Below are 15,632 nucleotides of genomic sequence, written 5' to 3'. Positions count from 1 at the left end.
TGCCGGCTGAGACGCCGGCGATCAGGGGTAACTGTCCCCCGGAGCGCTCTGTTCGCCCAGAGCGGAATCCCTCCGGGCGGGCGCGCCGACCCCGAAGCCGTACGCGAAACCGCCCGCCCGGCCGGCCGCACCGAGGCCCTGGAGCCGGGCCACCAGGGCCAGCAGATCGGCCGGGTCGAAGGGCTTGGCCAGGTAGCCGTCCACCCCGACCGCCTCGCCGCGGCGCAGGTCCGACGGGGTGCAGGCGCTGATGATCGCGATCGGCAGCCGCCGGGTCTCGGGGGCGGCCCGCAGCCGGGCCGCCGTCCGCAGGCCGTCCAGCCGGGGCATCACCACATCGAGGGTCACCACGTCCGGCGCGACCCGGTGGACCACTTCCAGGCACTCGGCACCGTCGGCGGCAGTCACCACCTCGAAGCCCTCGAGCTCCAGGTTGACTCTGATCAGCTGGCGGATCACCTCGCTGTCGTCCACCACGAGGACCCGCCCCGACGCTCCCGGCACATCACCGAGGGTAGCCGCGCACCTGTCACGCCGTCCGGGCTTTGGCCAGAGCCGCCGTCCGCGACCCTCCGCGGAAACCCGTGCACGGAGCACGCCGCGAGCCTGGTAATGTTCTCCACGTCGCAAGAACACCGCGACACACAGCAGGCCCCCGTAGCTCAGGGGATAGAGCACCGCCCTCCGGAGGCGGGTGCGCAGGTTCGAATCCTGCCGGGGGCACTTCGCAAGAAGTGCAACAAAGGCCCAGCTCAGCGGAGTACTTCCGCCAAGCTGGGCCTTCGTCATGTCCGGGGCCGGGCCCGGGCCGTGGCGGACGGATCCGGCCCGCGCCGGGGCGCAGTCCTATCGCGGCACCGCCGTCGGGTCGCTCGGCCGGCCGCTGAGCGGGTCCACGGTGAAGACCGTGGTCCTCTCCCCCGCGGTCACGGTGATCTGGTTCGGCCCGGTCCAGTCGGCGCTCTTGAAGGAGCCGCGCCCGTCGCGCTCCGCCCAGACGCCCAGCTCCCAGTGGCGCACGGACCAACCGCTGCCGGTCAGTACCTCCACGCGGTAGACCGGGTCGATCGAGAAGGCCACGTCGGTCACGGTCAGCACGTGGTCCGGGTGGCTCGGGTCGGCCTTCCGGTCGACCGCCCGCCCGCCTTCGCTGAACGCGATCGCCAGGAGCGCGGTCGGCACCCCGACGGCCACGAGTGCCACCAAGGCGACGGCACAGCCGATCTGCGACCACCTCGTACGGAACCTGAACTCGACCACCACCGAGACCACGATCAGCACCACGCCGGCCCCGATCAGCAGCACCGGGCGGTCGAACCACCGCTCGACCACCACCAGTCCACCCGAGCGGGCGGCCTGAACACCCAGCAGGTACGCCAGGAGCGCCACCACCGCCAGGCCCCTGAGCCCCCACGCGATCTGCCTGCGCCGTCTCGCCGCCATCTGTCCCCCCGGATGATCGTTTGGGCGGACTGTACTAGGAGCGTCCCCCCTGCGCGGCGGGCGAGGGGACGGTGGCGGCCCGGACGCGGACCACCGATTCGCCGATTCGGCCGGTCGGTGCGGAAACGTCAGGCCGTGTCGGTGGTGCGCCCCTAGGATGCCGAGGACGGAGGAGGCAGGTCATGCCCGGTGGAGATGGCGGCAAGGAGCCCGCGGACCGGGCGGGTGACCGGCTGCCGGGCGGGAACGCGGTCGAGGTCCGGGAGTTCCGGCCGTTGCGGCGGCGTGGTGTCCAGCGGTTGGCCCGGGAGCAGTGGGGCGCGGGGCGGTCGATCTGGTCGGCGGACGTCGACGACCGGGCCCTGACGGTGGACCAGGTCCGGGTCACCGAGGCCGGTGCTCCGCTGCGGGTCGCGGAGGTGTTCGGCCTCGAACCGGGCGAGCCGGTGTGCGTCCGCAGCCGGCGGTTCGTCCTGGACGGCACCCCGGTGATGCTCTCCACCTCCTACCTGCCGGCGGCGCTGGTCGCGGGCACCCGGATCACCGAGGAGGATTCCGGCCCGGGCGGCACCTACGCGCGGCTCGCCGAGATCGGTGCGGCCCCGGTCCGGTTCCGCGAGGAGGTCCGCTCGCGGATGCCCACCGAGGAGGAGGTCTCCCGGCTGGCGCCGGCCGCGGGCACGCCCGTGGTGCTCGTGCGTCGTACGGCGTTCACCTCGGGTGGGCAGGGTGTGGAGGTCAACGAGATGGTGTTGGACTCCGCCTGCTACGTGCTGGAGTACGAGTTCGACGCCTGAGCGCGAGAGGGTGCCGTGCAGATCAGTTCGGTGTGCGTGTCGGGGCCGGGCGGTGCGGAGAACGAGGACTTCGTGCTGACCGGCGGGCGGTTCGTGGTGGTGCTGGACGGGGCGACGGCGAGCGGCCTGCCGAGCGGGTGCGCGCACGGGGTGAGCTGGCTGGCGTCGCGGCTCGGTGCCGCTCTCGGCGGGGTGCTGGTGGAGGAGCCGGGGCTGCCCCTGCGGGAGGTGCTGCGGGAGGGGATCGTCCGGGTACGCGCGCTGCACCCCGGGTGCGACCTGGAGAATCCGGACAGCCCGTCGAGCACGGTGGCCCTGGTGCGGGAGCACGCCGGGTGGCTGGACTGCCTGACGCTGGCCGATTCGCCCGTGGTGGTGGAGACGGTGGACGGCGCGGTGACCGCGATCGTGGACGACCGGCTGGACCGGTTGCCGCCGCTCGGCCGGGAGGCGGTGAGCCGGCTGCGGAACACCGACGCCGGGTTCTGGGTGGCGAGCACCCGCCCCGAGGCCGCCGACCGGGCGGTGACCAGGCGCCTGCGGACCGCCGAGGTACGCAGCTTCGCGGTGATCAGCGACGGCGTGACCCGCCTGGTGGAACGCTTCGGATGGACCTGGGAGCAGCTGATGGAGACCCTGGAGAAGCAGGGCCCGGCGGAGGCGGTGCGGGCCGTGCGGGAGGCCGAACTGGCCATGCCGGACGGCAGCTTCCGGGGCAAGCGGCACGACGACGCGACGGCGGTGTTCGCGCTGGCCGGTCCGGCGGTGCGGTGAGCGGTCAGCCGGCGGCCTTCAGGGCCTGCTGGTACAGGTCGGCGACGGTCTTGCCGAAGGTCGCGCTGTAGGAGGTGTCGTCGGTGTCGCCGCCCTGCTGGTAGCCGCCGATGACGCCGATCACCTCGCCGTCGGTGGTGTCGATCCACGGCCCGCCGCTGGTGCCGCCGGGGAAGGACGGGCAGTCGATCCGGCGCTGGGTGCTGCTCCTGCGGGTGGTGTCGTTGATGCACAGGATCGGCTCCTCGGAGCCGTCCGGGTACCCGTACAGCCGGACCTTGGCGGTGCCGGAGGCGTCCAGGCCGAGCGGGTTGCCGCCGACCACGTCCTCGATGCTGCGGCCGCCGAGCGGGGCGACCCGCAGGATGGCGAAGTCCTCGTCCTGGTCGCCGTCCTGGCGCCAGCCGTCCGTGGTGAAGACCGCGGTGACCTGCCAACTGCCGTACGGCGCCTTGCCGTCGCGGTAGCCGGGGGCGAACCGCAGGCCGGCGGCGCCGGAGACGCAGTGCGCGGCGGTGAGCACCAGGTCCTTGGTGTCGCTGTGGATGACACTGGCCGTGCAGTCGTGGTTGCCCGCCGTCACCGCTCCGCTGAACAGGGCGCCGACCCGGTCGGGTTCGGCCCCGGCGACGGCCGTGTCGGTGGTCCCGTCGCCGTGGTACATGGTGGCCTTCTCGCCCTGGTGCCCGGAGCCGACCGTGGGGACGGTCACCGAGCGGGCGGACTGCGCGTCGGCACCGTCCGAGGCATCGGCCGAAGTCGTGGCGGAAGGCGCGGCGGAGGCTTCCGCGGACGGGTCCGCGGTGGCCTGCGGGGAGCCGGACGGCGCGGCCGGTCCGGCGACGGCCGCCGGGTCCGCCGGGCGGCGGGCCGCGGCGATCTGCGGGGCGAGCGTGCCGACTCCGGCGACCGCACCCGCCAGGCCCAGCACCAGCAGGGAGGTCATGGCCACCGGACGGCGCACCCGGCGCCGCTTCCCGCCTCGACGGTCCATCAGCTGCTCCACTTCCTGCCCGGGATCAGGGACGCTGCCGCGCCGGGTCGGCGCGTACATTCAAGTTATGGGCTGCGGAGGTGGGAAGGGGATGATCCGCCCCTGGGAGACTCGTGAGAATCGGCGGCCCCGATCGTTCGTCCACCCCTGGCCCGGCGCCAGCGTAGTGCCCCGGCCGGCGGGCCGGGCGGGGACGGTGGGTGACGTCCCCGGCCAACGGGTCGGCCGGGGACGGTAGGTGGACAGGTGGTGGGCAGGTGGGGGCCGGGTCAGGCCAGGACCTGCGCCTCGGAGGCGGCGTCCTTGCGGTCGGCCTCGCCGGGCGCCGGGCGGTGGTTGATCAGCAGGAAGGCGATCACGGCCGCGCCGAGCAGGATGCCCATCGCGACGCCGGTGGCCACCGCGTAGCCGTGCACGGCGCCTTGGGCCTGCACCAAGGGGTCGGCGGCGTTGCGGGAGACCAGATAGGTGGTGGTGACGCTGGCCGCGATGGTGTTCAGCAGGGCGATGCCGATCGATCCGCCCACCTGCTGCGAGGAGTTGATGGTGGCCGAGGCCGCGCCGACCTCGTCGGGGGCGACGCCGAGCGTCGCCAGGCTCATCGACGGCATGAAGACCAGGCCCATGCCGAGGCCGAGCAGGATCTCGGCCGGCAGCACCAGCGCGGCGTACGAGCTGTCGACCTTCATCTGGGTCAGCAGCGCCATGCCCGCGGCGGCGAGCAGCAGGCCCGGCACGATCAGGGCGCGGGAGGGGATCCTGGTCATCAGCCGCGCGGCGATGCCGGTCGAGCTGAGGATGATCGCGCCGACCATGGGCAGGAAGGCGACGCCCGCCATCACCGGCGAGTATCCCTTCACCACCTGGAGGTAGTAGGTCAGGAACAGGAACAGGCCGAACATCCCGACCACCGCGAGGCCCACCGACAGCGCGGCGCCGCCGCGGTTGCGGTCGCCGACGATGTGCGTCGGCAGCAGGGCGTGCGGGGTCCGCCGCTCGACCAGGACGAAGATCGCCAGCAGGGCGACGCCGCCGAGCAGGCAGGTCAGCACCAGCCAGTCGCCCCAGCCGCGGGACTCCGCCTCCGAGGTGCCGAAGACGATCGCCAGCAGACCGCCGCAGCCGAGGAACGCGCCGGGCAGGTCGAGCCGGACCCGGTGGCTCTTGTCGATGTGGTCGCGCTTGAGCAGGGAGTACGCACCGAGCGCCGCGGCGATCGAGACCGGGACGTTCACGAACAGGCACCAGCGCCAGTCCAGGTACTCGGTGAGCAGACCGCCCGCGATCAGGCCGATGCCGGCTCCGGCGCCGGCGATCGCGCCGAAGATGCCGAAGGCGGTGGCCCGCTCGCGCGGGTTGGTGAAGGTGGTGGACAGCAGGCCCAGGGCGGAGGGCGCGAGCAGCGCGCCGAAGGCGCCTTGCAGGGCGCGGGCCGCGAACAGCATGACCGAGTCGACCGCGAAGCCGCCCAGCGCGGAGGCCAGCGCGAAGCCGAGCAGACCGATGGTGAAGGTGCGTTTGCGGCCGAAGAGGTCGCCGATCCGGCCGCCGAGCAACAGCAGGCCGCCGAACGCGAGGGTGTACGCCGTGATCACCCATTGCCGGTTGCCGTCGGATATGCCCAGGTCCTTCTGCGCCGACGGCAGCGCGATGTTCACGATGGTCGCGTCGAGCACGATCATCAGCTGGGCGATCGCGATCACTGCCAGCGCCCACCAGCGGCGCGGATCCGCCGCTTGGACGTCTGGGGTGGGCTGAGAGGACACCGTAGGCCGCCTTCCGGGAGGGAACTGGGCTCGGGCGCGCGCAGCGCTCCTTTCCAGAGAAGCTCTCGGACGGACGATGGGCAAGGCGATATTCGCGTTTATGTCAGAGAATGTCGCATTTTGAGACCTGGAGGCAGCCCCATGGCACCCGGCGGGCCGGTCGGACGGGGGCGTTCCCCCGCCCGGCCGACCCGCCGGAGTACCGGCTGAACGGGCCGGCTCAGAGCGCGCCGAGCTCGGCCACCAGGTCGTCCAGGCCGAGCGAGCCCTGGGAGAGCGCGGCCATGTGCCAGGCCTTGAGGTCGAACTCCTCGCCGCGGGCCTCGGCGGCGGCCCGGGCGGCGGCGCGGCCCTGCAGCCAGGCCCGCTCGCCGAGCTTGTAGCCGATCGCCTGGCCGGGCAGGCCCAGGTAGCGGATCAGCTCGCTGTCCAGGAAGTCGGTGGACAGGCCGCAGTAGCGGCCGAAGAACTCACGGGCGTCGTCCGGCAGGACCGGCTCGCCGGGCTTGAACGGCGAGTCGGCCGGGAAGTCCAGGCCGACGTGCATGCCGATGTCGACGATCACCCGCAGCGCCCGCATCATCTGGGCGTTCAGGTAGCCGAGCCGGTGGCCGGGGTCGGTCAGGTAGCCGAGCTCGTCCATCAGGCGCTCCGCGTACAGCGCCCAGCCCTCCAGGTTGGCGCTGACGCCGCCCAGGGTGACCTGGTAGGTGGAGAGCCGGTCGGCGACGTACGTCCACTGCGCGAGCTGGAGGTGGTGGCCGGGGACGCCCTCGTGGTACCAGGTGGAGACCAGGTCCCAGACCGGGAACGACTCGCGGCCCAGGGTCGGCAGCCAGGTCCGGCCGGGGCGGGAGAAGTCCAGCGAGGGGCCGGTGTAGTACGGCGCGGCGGCGCTGCCGGCCGGGGCGAGCCGGGACTCGACCTTGAGCAGCGGCTCGGCGAGGTCGAAGTGGGTGCCCTGGAGGTCGTTGATCGCCTGGTCCATCAGGCCCTGGAGGTACTCGCGGGCGGCCTCGGGGCCCTTGATCGCCGGGCCGTCGGACTCCAGCCACTTCATGGCTTCCATCGGGGTGGCGCCGGGGCGGACCTTGTCCGCCTCCACCCGCATCTGCGCGTCGAGGTCGTGGAACTGGCCCCAGGCCCAGCGGTAGGCCTCGTCCAGGTCCAGGTCGGCGCCGGTCCAGTAGCGGACCCAGCGGGCGTAGCGCTCGCGGCCGACCGGGTCGGCGGTGCCGGCGGCAGCCGGGGCGTACACCTCGCTCAGCCAGTCGCGGAAGTCCGCCAGCGCGGCGGTGGCCTCGACGGCGGCGGCCGACAGCTCGGCGGCGACCGGCGCGGGCGCGTCCTGCACGAAGGTGCCGAACCAGCCGCCGGGGACGTCGCCCGCCACCCACTCGTCCAGCTGGCCGATCACCGTGGTGATCTGCCGCGGGCCGGACAGCAGGCCGCGCTCGACGCCCTCGGCGAGGGTGGCGCGGTACTGGTCGACGGCCTGCGGCACCTTGGCCAGCCGGCGGCCGATGAGCTGCCAGTCCTGCTCGGTCTCGGTGGGCATCAGGGTGAAGGCCTCGCGCACGTTGTGCACGGGCGAGCCCAGGTTGCGCAGCGAGCGCAGGTGCTCGCCGGCGTCGTGCACGGCGAGTTCGGCGAGCAGCCGCTCGCGGAGCAGGCGGGCGCAGCGTTCCTCGGCCTCGTCGAGGTCGCCGGCGGCCCGGACGTCGTCGAGCTGGGCGAGGGTGCGGCGGGCGAGGTCGGCGAGGGCCTCGTTGCCGGCCGGGGAGAGGTCGGGCAGCCGGTCGTCCTGAGGGTTGAGTCCGAGGTAGATCGCGGTCAGCGGGTCGAGCTCGGCGAGGGCGTGCACATAGGCATCGGCGATACGGCGCGGGGTGGGGCCGTCTTCGGGCGAGGTGATCAGTTCATCAGCCATCCGGCCATCCTGTCGCAGCCGGTCGCGATTTCAAGACCTTCTCGGGCCCTCGCCCCCGGGCCCGATGACGGAATGTCCGGTGGTGGGTGATCCGGCCGGATCCGGGCCGCTCAGACGGCGTCGGCCGGGCCCGGGCCGTCGGCCGGACCGGTGGAGTCGGCCCGCCCGGACGGCGGCGCGGACGGCGGGCCCGACGGCGGCGCGGGCGGCGGCGCGGGCGGCGGCGCGGGCGGCGGCGCGGGCGGACGCGGCCGCAGTCGGCGGCGCAGGCCGCGCCAGGCCTCGGCCGGGTCCCAGGTGGGCCGGCCGCGGGTCATCCGGTGGAAGGAGAGGCCGATCAGGACGGCGCAGAAGTGCCCGAGGTCGGTGAAGGTGTGCGAGACGGCGAGCGGCACCAGGTAGAAGGTGAGCACCGCGCCGCCGTACAGCAGCCGCCAGCGGCCGCCGGCCAGGCGGTAGGTGAGCACGCCCTGCACACCGGCCAGCGCGTAGGAGACCCCGACGTCCACGGTGTCGGACAGGCTCGGCGACAGGCGGCCGGTCTCGACCCCCCAGGCCACCACTCCCTCGCTGATCAGGGTGGCCAGCACATGGGCGGTGAGCGCCACGGTGAGCCAGCGCCGGGTGCCCAGCCAGCGTTCGGCGGGCACGTGGAAGAGGTTGAAGACCACGAAGTAGAAGAAGAAGTCGGCCCGCTCGGTCCAGATCGCGCTGGCCACCAGGGCGTGCACCGGCCGGCTGCGGAGCTGTTCGAGGTTGGTGCTGCGCTTGGCCAGGAACCAGTCCAGCGAGGCCGGTTTGATCTGGGTGACGATGAGGCTGGTGACGGCGAGCAGCAGCAGCCACACGTAGGTGCCGGGGGCGGCGCGGATCCAGCGCCACGCCGCGCCCGGGGCGCGGGAGGCCAGTGCGGCGAGGGACCGGCGGATGCCGCGCAGCCGCCCGTCCGTCCGCCGCATCCCGCCGCTCCTCCGTGCACCGCCGCGCTGACTTTCTGTCACATGATGCGGTGATATGTCCCGCCTGCACCCGGCGACCCGCCGGACCGGACCGGCCCCGGTTCGCGGGCTCCGGCCCCCTCCGCCGCGGCCCCGGGGCGATTACGCTGGCCGGCATGGCAGCGCGCGCAGCATCCCCCGCCTCCCCGGACGCCCCCTCCGAGCCCGGTCCCGACACCGGCGAGCGCCCGCGCCGGGCCGGGTACCGCCGGCTGCCCGTGCAGCAGCGCCGCGAGCAGCTGATCGCGGTCGCGCTGGAGCTGTTCGGGTCCCGGCCGCCGGAGGAGGTCAGCCTGGACGACGTGGCCGAGGCCGCCGGCGCCTCCCGCCCGCTGGTCTACCGGTACTTCGCCGGCGGCAAGCAGCAGCTGTACGAGGCCGCCCTGCGGACCGCGGCCGAGGAGCTCACCGGCCGGTTCCGGGTGCCGGCCCGGGGCACGCCGACCGAACAGCTGGCGGCGGTGCTGGGCCGGTACTTCGACTTCGTCGCCGAGCACGACGCGGGGTACGGCGCGCTGCTGCGCGGCGGCTCGGTGGTGGAGACGGCGCGGACCACCGCGATCGTGGACGAGGTCCGGCGGGCGGCGCTCCGGCGCACCCTGCGCCACCTGGGGGTGCGCGAGCCGGGGCCCCGGCTGACCCTGCTGGTGCGGTCGTGGATCTCGGTGGTGGAGGCCTCGGCGCTGAGCTGGCTGGACGAGGGGCGGCAGATCCCGCCGGACTCCCTGCGGGACTGGCTGGTCGACCAGTTCGTGGCGATGAGCGCGGCGACCGCGGGCCACGATCCGCAGACCGCCCGGATGCTGGCCGGGGTGCTGGCGCTGGAGGTGCCGGGCGGGCCGGCGGACTCGCTGCTGGCCCGGCTGCGCGGGCTGCCGGCCGCGGGCGGATCACCGGCAGCGCCGGAGCCGCCGGCCGAGAGCCGAGCGGGCCGCGAGAGCTGAGCGGGCCGCGGCTGCCGGGGACCCGACCCCGTGCCCGGGTCGGGTCGGCGGCCGTACGGCGCCGCCCGCGGATCAGGCCTTGCCGAGCACCTGCCGCTGCCGGCCGAGGCCCTCGACCTCCAGCTCGACCACGTCGGACGGCCGCAGGAACGGGGTGCCCGGGTGGCCCAGGGTCACCCCGGCCGGGGTACCGGTGATGATCACGTCGCCCGGTTCCAGCACCATGAAGTGGCTGAGGTAGCGGACGATCTCCAGCACCGGGAAGACCATCTCGGCGGTGTTGCCGTCCTGCCGCAGCTGCCCGTTGACCCAGAGCCGCAGGCCGAGCGCCTGCGGGTCGCCGACCTCGTCCGGGGTGACCAGCCAGGGGCCGAGCGGGGTGAAGGTCTCGGCCGACTTGCCCTTGTCCCACTGCCCGCCGCGCTCGAACTGGAAGGCCCGCTCGGTCACGTCGTTGACGGCCGCGTAGCCGGCGATCACCCCGGCGGCCTCCTGGTGGCTCTCCAGGTACCGGGCCGGGTGGCCGATCACCACCGCCAGCTCGACCTCGTAGTCGGTCTTCTCGCTGCCGCGCGGCACCAGCACCTCGTCCTCGGGGCCGACCACCGTGTTGCTGGGCTTGAGGAAGACCACCGGCTCCTCGGGCAGCTGCGCGCCCGCCTCCGCCGCGTGGTCGCGGTAGTTCAGACCGATCCCCACCACCTTGCCCGGCCGGGCCACCGGGGCGCCCAGCCGCTGGCCGGCGAGGTCGACCCGGGGCAGCTCGCCCGCCTCGACGGCGGCCTCCAGCTCGGCCCGGTCCAGGCCGGCGAGGAAGGCACCGTCGATGTCCGCGGCGCGGCCGGAGAGGTCGTACGCGGCGCCGTCCCGGCCCAGCACGACCGGACGCTCGGCGCCCACGGGGCCCACACGGAGAAGCTTCACTGACCATCACCACCTGGTTCGTCGCATCCCGACGGGAGAGGTCGCAGACCTCTCCCGTCCTATGCGTCCGAGGTATATCAACCCTCCCGACCTGCGAACCAGTGGGTGGGCGTCGGCGAATTCCTATCAATCCGTACAGGCGGCCGGGGTGCCGAATCAGGTGGCCGCACCCTTGACAAGCCGTCGCGCTCAGGTCTCGCGCTGCGGCCGGTAGTCCTGCGCGGACACCCCGAAGGTCCAGGCCACCCCGGCCCGGGCGGTCCGGGTGGCGGGCGGCACGCGCAGCCAGTAGGTGCGGAAGGTGCCGTCCGGCTCGGCGGTGGAGTTGACCACCTCCACCATCACCACCGGCTCGTCGTCCGGCAGCTGGATCCGCCACAGCACCCCGGTCTCGTCCCGGTGCAGCGGCTCGGCGCCGGAGTCCGCCAGGTAGCGCTCGTAGCCGTAGTGCTCCAGCAGCACCCGGCGCAGCTCGGCGTTCTCCTCGGCGCGGATCCGCTCCGGGGTGACGGCGGACAGGCCGCCGAGGAACTCGGCCGGCACCGGCATCCCGCGCCAGGCGTGCAGTTCGAAGCCGTCCGGGTAGGCCAGCGCGGGGCCGTCGGCGCGGTCGAGCCGGCCGGCCTCGTCGCGGTGCAGGGCGAGCGGGCGCTCGCTGAGCAGCACCACCCCCTCGTACGGCCACCACCAGCCGGCGCCGCCGGCGACCTCGGCGAGCGGGGCCAGCGGGCCGAGGTCGCCGGCGGCGTCGAAGGCCGCCAGCCAGGGGGCGTCCTGCGGGCCGAGCACCGCGTCCAGCAGGGCCAGGCGGGCGGCGGTGCGGGCGGCGGTGGCCCGGTGCCAGTCGTCGCCCGGCGCGTCCTGGTCCGGTTCCGGGGCCAGCCGGTCGAGCACCGCGTCCCGGATCCGGCCGGCCAGCGTCCGGGTCTGCGGCCAGAGTTCGGCGCCGGTCAGCGCCCACAGCTCGGCCCAGCCGGGGGCGCCCAGCTCGGTGTGCACCCGGCGCCGGGCGGCCTCCCAGGGGGCGGTGCGGACCGCCTCCCGGACGCTGACGGCGCCGCCCGGCCGGACCCCGGCCCCGGCCAACCGCGCGGCCACCTCGGCGGGCAGCTCGCTCGCCGGCCGGGCGCCGGTCACCGCCAGGGCGGCCGCGGCCGCCTCCAGCGGGGAGCCGAACCAGAGCACCACCTCCGGCTCCGCCAGGCCGGCCGCCCGGTAGGCCGCCCGCACCGCCCGCTCGACGGCGGGCCGGTCGGCGGGGCCGGTGGCCGCGGCGGCCGTGCGCCAGCGGGCCACCGCCTCGCGGGCCGAGGACTGCTGCTGCTGAATGGTCATCGAACTCTCTCCGTTCCCTCTCACGAACCGCCGACCGCCCGCCGCCGCGCGCTCAGTCCGCCACGACCCGGACCGCGCCCGGCGTGTACTCCCGCTGGCGCACCACCCGGTACCAGCCCTTGGGCAGCGGGATCACCGCGTGCTCCTCGTGCACCACCCGGCCGCCCTCCGACAGCCGGAGCCAGGCCGCGGCGAACGGCCCGGCCTCCCGGCGCAGTTCACCGGGGCCGACCACGGCGTGCGCGTGGCCGGTGACCTCGCCGAGCGCCAGCACCAGGCGTCCGCGCGCGTCCCGCGGCTGCTGCGGCAGGGCCGCGACCGTGCTCGGCACGGCGTCCTCCTCGACCGGCACGATCAACACGTCACCCTGGCGGTACATCCGGCCTCCAACGCTGCGCCCCGGCCCGGTGCCGGATCCACTGCGGGAAAGCTAGACCGGGGTGCTGACAGTCCGTCGAGCCGCGCCCGGACGGGACATCCCGGGCCCGCCCCCGGTCGGCCACCCTGTCGGCGGCGCCTGATAGACAGGCCGTCCCGCCTCGTTCCCAGGAGCAGCGCATGGCCATCTCCCAGCACCCCGAGCACTTCCACGACCTCCCGGTCTTCGACCTCGTCCCCGCGCTGCAGGAGGGCGCCGAGCTGCCCGAGCCGGCCGCGGTCGCCTGGAAGATCGGCCTGGAGTACGACTCCGCGGAGACCTTCCGGCAGCGCTGGGAGGAGTTCCTCGACCGGGTGGACACCACCCTGGTACGGGCCCTGGTGATCGGCGCCTGGTGGCAGGACGAGCAGAAGCCGGCCGCGGAGACGGTCGAGCTGATCACGGCGAACGCCGGGCGGCTGCCCGCACTGCGCGCGCTGTTCCTCGGCGAGGTCACCTACGAGGAGTGCGAGATCTCCTGGATCCAGCAGTCGGACGTGACGCCGCTGCTGACCGCCTTCCCGGCGCTGGAGGAGCTGGTGGTCCGCGGGGCCGGCGGCGACTGGGACGGCAACGGCGGGCTCCGGCTCGATCCGGTGCGCCACCCGGCCCTGCGCAGCCTGCGGTTGGAGAGCGGCGGCCTGCCCGCCGAGGTGGTGCGCGCGGTCGGCGCCTGCGACCTGCCGGCGCTGGAGCAGCTGGAGCTGTGGCTCGGCGTCGACCAGTACGGCGGCGACTCGACCGTCGCCGACCTGGAGCCGATCCTGGCCGGCCTGCGGCTGCCCGCGCTGCGCCGGCTCGGCCTGCTCGACAGCCTGGCGCAGGACGAGATCGCGGCCGCCGTCGCGCAGGCCCCGGTGGTGGCCCGGCTGGAGCACCTCGGCCTCTCCATGGGCCTGCTGACGGACGCCGGGGCCGGCGCCCTGCTGGAGGGCCAGCCGCTCACCCACCTGAAGTCGCTGGACCTGCACCACCACTACCTGAGCGACGGCATGCAGCAGCGCCTCACCACGGCCCTGGCCGGGGTGGACGTGGACCTCTCCGAGGCCGGGAAGCCGGACGAGCGCTGGCGCTACGTGGCCGTCGCCGAGTGACCGGCCGGTAGCCGGCGCCTGGTCGAACGGGTGTCGTCCGGGCCTGGTAGACAGGTCCCTCCCGTCCCGTTCTCCCCCGTCCGCACCGAGGAGCAGCGCATGACCGTCAGCAGGCATCTCGACCAGTTCCACGGGCTCCCGGTGCACGACTTCGCCCCGGGCCCGGACGCCGAGGGCCGGCAGCCGGCGGCCGACGCCGTCGCCTGGCGGATATCGACGGGCTACCGCTCCGGGGTCACCTTCGAGGACGTCTGGCGGGAGTTCCTCGACCGGGTCGACGCCGCCCGGGTGCGGGCCGTGGTGATCGGCCCCTGGTGGGAGCGGGACTACCAGCCGGTCGCCCGCACGCTGGCCGCGGTGGTGGACGCGGCCGGGGAGCTGCCCGCACTGCGCGGCCTGTTCCTCGGCGACGTCACCTACGAGGAGTGCGAGATCTCCTGGCTGGAGATGTCCGAGGTGACACCCGCGCTGACGGCCTTCCCCGGGCTGGAGGAGCTGGTGGTGCGCGGCGGCAACGGCCTGAAGCTGGCTGCCGTCCGGCACGAGCGGCTGCGGGCGCTGCGGTTCGAGGCCGGCGGCCTGCCCGCCGAGGTGGTCCGCGCCGTCGGGGCCAGCGACCTGCCGGCGCTGGAGCGGCTGGAGCTGTGGCTCGGCGTCGACGAGTACGGCGGCGACCACTCGGTGGCGGACCTCGACCCGTTCCTGACCGGGGTGCGCTTCCCGGCCCTGCGCCACCTGGGCCTGGAGAACTCCGAGTACCAGGACGAGATCGCGGCCGCCGTCGCGCAGGCGCCGGTGGTGGCCCGGCTGGAGCACCTCGGCCTGGCCATGGGCGTGCTCACCGACGAGGGCGCCGCCGCCCTGCTGGAGGGCCAGCCGCTCACCCACCTGACCTCGCTCGACCTGCACCACCACTACCTGACCGAGGAGATGCAGCAGCGCCTCACCACCGCCCTGCCGGGGGTGAAGGTCGACCTCTCGGACGCCGAGACCGAGGAGGACGAGGAGGACCGCTACGTGGCCGTGGCCGAGTAGCGGAACGCCACCCGATGACCTCCGCCCCCCGGCTCACCGTGGTCGGCAACCCGGGCCACCGCCGGGTCACCCTGTTCGCCGCCGCCGCCCGGGCCGCCGGCCTGCCCGAACCGGCCGTACTGCCCTGGCTGGACGTGCTGCGCGGCGGGTACCGCATCGCCCCGGGCGCGCTGCTGCGGGTCGAGTCGCCCGGCGAGGACGGGACGGTAGACCGGCTGCTGCGCGGCGCCGCCCTCGGCGCCGGCTACGCGCCGACCAGGGTGGAGGGCGGCGCCGCCTGGTACGCCGGGCTGACGGCCGCGCTGGACGGGCTGGCCGAGGCGGTCCGCCAGACCCCCGGTGCCCGGCTGCTGGCCGACCCGGCGGAGATCGCGGTGATGTTCGACAAGCGCCGGGCGCACCGCCGGCTGGCCGCCGCCGGGGTGCCGGTGCCGCCCGCACTGGGCGGCGAAAGCCCGTCCGGCTGGGCGGAGTTGAAGGAGCGACTGGCCTCGGCCGGGCTGCGCCGGGTGTTCCTGAAGCCAGCGCACGGCTCCTCCGCCGCCGGGGTGGTCGCGCTGGAGTTCGGCCCGCGCGGGCAGGTGCAGGCCACCACCTCGGTGGAGCTGGCGGACGGGCAGCTGCACAACTCGCTGCGGGTGCGCCGCTACCGCTCCGAGGCCGAGACCGCGGCCGTGGTCGACCTGCTCGCCCCGGACGGGCTGCACGTCGAGCAGTGGGTGCCGAAGTCCGCGCAGCGCGAACACGCCGCCGACCTGCGGGTGGTGGTGGTCGCCGGCCGGGCCACCCACGTGGTGGTGCGCACCAGCCGCCACCCGATGACCAACCTGCACCTGGGCGGCGCCCGGGGCGACCTGGCCCTGGCCCGCGCCGCGGCCGGCCCGGCCTGGCCGGAGCTGCCGGCCGTCGCCGAGCGGGCGGCCACCTGCTTCCCGCACTCCCCGATGGTCGGCGTCGACGTGCTGCCGACCGCCGGCTGGCGGCGCGGCCTGGTCGGCGAGGTGAACGCCTTCGGCGACCTGCTGCCGGGCCTCACCGGGCTGGCGGGCGGCCCCGCCGAAGGCCTGGACACCTACGGGGCCCAGCTCGCCGCCCTGCAGACCGGCCCACCCCCCGGGCCACCACCGCATCCGCACCGCCCCGCACCACCGACCGGAGCCGCCCGATGACCGACCCGACC

The 15,632-nt window shown here is 74.8% G+C and carries 15 protein-coding genes and 1 tRNA gene; 7 read left to right on the top strand and 9 right to left on the bottom strand.

The window, feature by feature from the left end:
- Window positions 1–21 precede the first annotated feature (21 nt).
- Window positions 22–504, bottom strand: coding sequence for a response regulator (locus ABT014_RS08885; RefSeq protein ID WP_350637973.1), 483 nt, complete (start codon window positions 502–504; stop codon window positions 22–24).
- 147 nt (window positions 505–651) lie between these two features.
- On the opposite strand from ABT014_RS08885, the gene ABT014_RS08880 reads away from it, so the two are divergent.
- Window positions 652–723: transfer RNA gene (locus tag ABT014_RS08880), tRNA-Arg, on the top strand.
- A 123-nt stretch (window positions 724–846) separates the two neighbouring features.
- On the opposite strand, the gene ABT014_RS08875 is transcribed toward ABT014_RS08880, so the two are convergent.
- Window positions 847–1,392: a hypothetical protein gene (locus ABT014_RS08875; RefSeq protein ID WP_350637972.1), complete on the bottom strand. Its 546-nt coding sequence runs from the start codon at window positions 1,390–1,392 to the stop codon at window positions 847–849.
- Between the two features lie 233 nt (window positions 1,393–1,625).
- Here ABT014_RS08875 and ABT014_RS08870 point away from each other — a divergent pair, with 233 nt between their 5' ends.
- Entirely contained in the window at window positions 1,626–2,240 is a 615-nt protein-coding gene (locus tag ABT014_RS08870) for a GntR family transcriptional regulator (RefSeq protein WP_350637971.1), read from the top strand.
- 15 nt (window positions 2,241–2,255) lie between these two features.
- The gene (locus ABT014_RS08865) at window positions 2,256–3,014 is read left to right on the top strand and encodes a protein phosphatase 2C domain-containing protein (protein ID WP_350637970.1); all 759 of its coding nucleotides are present in this window, start codon (window positions 2,256–2,258) and stop codon (window positions 3,012–3,014) included.
- Window positions 3,015–3,018: 4 nt separating this feature from the next.
- Here ABT014_RS08865 and ABT014_RS08860 read toward each other — a convergent pair whose 3' ends face one another.
- From ABT014_RS08860 to ABT014_RS08845, 4 genes are all read right to left on the bottom strand, one after another.
- The gene (locus ABT014_RS08860) at window positions 3,019–4,008 is read right to left on the bottom strand and encodes a trypsin-like serine peptidase (RefSeq protein ID WP_350637969.1); all 990 of its coding nucleotides are present in this window, start codon (window positions 4,006–4,008) and stop codon (window positions 3,019–3,021) included.
- Between the two features lie 269 nt (window positions 4,009–4,277).
- Window positions 4,278–5,774, bottom strand: coding sequence for an MFS transporter (locus ABT014_RS08855; protein WP_350637968.1), 1,497 nt, complete (start codon window positions 5,772–5,774; stop codon window positions 4,278–4,280).
- Window positions 5,775–5,994: 220 nt separating this feature from the next.
- Entirely contained in the window at window positions 5,995–7,704 is a 1,710-nt protein-coding gene (locus tag ABT014_RS08850) for a DUF885 domain-containing protein (protein WP_350637967.1), read from the bottom strand.
- A gap of 110 nt (window positions 7,705–7,814) precedes the next feature.
- Window positions 7,815–8,663: a rhomboid-like protein gene (locus ABT014_RS08845; RefSeq protein WP_350637966.1), complete on the bottom strand. Its 849-nt coding sequence runs from the start codon at window positions 8,661–8,663 to the stop codon at window positions 7,815–7,817.
- Window positions 8,664–8,818: 155 nt separating this feature from the next.
- On the opposite strand from ABT014_RS08845, the gene ABT014_RS08840 reads away from it, so the two are divergent.
- Window positions 8,819–9,646 (top strand): TetR/AcrR family transcriptional regulator, encoded by an 828-nt coding sequence (locus tag ABT014_RS08840; RefSeq protein ID WP_350637965.1) that lies wholly within the window; start codon window positions 8,819–8,821, stop codon window positions 9,644–9,646.
- Window positions 9,647–9,718: 72 nt separating this feature from the next.
- Here ABT014_RS08840 and ABT014_RS08835 read toward each other — a convergent pair whose 3' ends face one another.
- The 3 genes from ABT014_RS08835 to ABT014_RS08825 form a co-directional block, all read right to left on the bottom strand.
- A complete protein-coding gene (locus ABT014_RS08835) occupies window positions 9,719–10,570 on the bottom strand; it encodes a fumarylacetoacetate hydrolase family protein (protein WP_350637964.1) in 852 nt (283 codons plus the stop codon).
- Window positions 10,571–10,759: 189 nt separating this feature from the next.
- Entirely contained in the window at window positions 10,760–11,905 is a 1,146-nt protein-coding gene (locus ABT014_RS08830) for a DUF6745 domain-containing protein (RefSeq protein ID WP_350637963.1), read from the bottom strand.
- Between the two features lie 52 nt (window positions 11,906–11,957).
- Complete coding sequence (locus ABT014_RS08825; protein WP_350637962.1) at window positions 11,958–12,284, bottom strand: DUF8820 family protein; 327 nt, start codon at window positions 12,282–12,284, stop codon at window positions 11,958–11,960.
- A gap of 179 nt (window positions 12,285–12,463) precedes the next feature.
- On the opposite strand from ABT014_RS08825, the gene ABT014_RS08820 reads away from it, so the two are divergent.
- The 3 genes from ABT014_RS08820 to ABT014_RS08810 all read left to right on the top strand — a co-directional run bounded on the left by ABT014_RS08820 (window position 12,464) and on the right by ABT014_RS08810 (window position 15,621).
- Entirely contained in the window at window positions 12,464–13,417 is a 954-nt protein-coding gene (locus tag ABT014_RS08820) for an STM4015 family protein (RefSeq protein WP_350637961.1), read from the top strand.
- 99 nt (window positions 13,418–13,516) lie between these two features.
- Complete coding sequence (locus tag ABT014_RS08815; RefSeq protein WP_350637960.1) at window positions 13,517–14,452, top strand: STM4015 family protein; 936 nt, start codon at window positions 13,517–13,519, stop codon at window positions 14,450–14,452.
- 14 nt (window positions 14,453–14,466) lie between these two features.
- Window positions 14,467–15,621: an STM4014 family protein gene (locus tag ABT014_RS08810; RefSeq protein ID WP_350637959.1), complete on the top strand. Its 1,155-nt coding sequence runs from the start codon at window positions 14,467–14,469 to the stop codon at window positions 15,619–15,621.
- Window positions 15,622–15,632: the final 11 nt, after the last annotated feature.

Source organism: Kitasatospora sp. NPDC094015 (genome assembly GCF_040304075.1).
Lineage (GTDB): Bacteria > Actinomycetota > Actinomycetes > Streptomycetales > Streptomycetaceae > Kitasatospora.
This window is presented reverse-complemented; position numbering and strand designations above follow the sequence as displayed.

Bases quoted from the DNA above. Each gene is read 5' to 3' on its own strand.
- ABT014_RS08870 (WP_350637971.1), top strand. From the start codon at position 1,626: ATGCCCGGTGGAGATGGCGGCAAGGAGCCCGCGGACCGGGCGGGTGAC.
- ABT014_RS08860 (WP_350637969.1), bottom strand. From the start codon at position 4,008: ATGGACCGTCGAGGCGGGAAGCGGCGCCGGGTGCGCCGTCCGGTGGCC.
- ABT014_RS08850 (WP_350637967.1), bottom strand. From the start codon at position 7,704: ATGGCTGATGAACTGATCACCTCGCCCGAAGACGGCCCCACCCCGCGC.
- ABT014_RS08845 (WP_350637966.1), bottom strand. From the start codon at position 8,663: ATGCGGCGGACGGACGGGCGGCTGCGCGGCATCCGCCGGTCCCTCGCC.
- ABT014_RS08840 (WP_350637965.1), top strand. From the start codon at position 8,819: ATGGCAGCGCGCGCAGCATCCCCCGCCTCCCCGGACGCCCCCTCCGAG.
- ABT014_RS08830 (WP_350637963.1), bottom strand. From the start codon at position 11,905: ATGACCATTCAGCAGCAGCAGTCCTCGGCCCGCGAGGCGGTGGCCCGC.
- ABT014_RS08825 (WP_350637962.1), bottom strand. From the start codon at position 12,284: ATGTACCGCCAGGGTGACGTGTTGATCGTGCCGGTCGAGGAGGACGCC.
- ABT014_RS08820 (WP_350637961.1), top strand. From the start codon at position 12,464: ATGGCCATCTCCCAGCACCCCGAGCACTTCCACGACCTCCCGGTCTTC.
- ABT014_RS08815 (WP_350637960.1), top strand. From the start codon at position 13,517: ATGACCGTCAGCAGGCATCTCGACCAGTTCCACGGGCTCCCGGTGCAC.
- ABT014_RS08810 (WP_350637959.1), top strand. From the start codon at position 14,467: ATGACCTCCGCCCCCCGGCTCACCGTGGTCGGCAACCCGGGCCACCGC.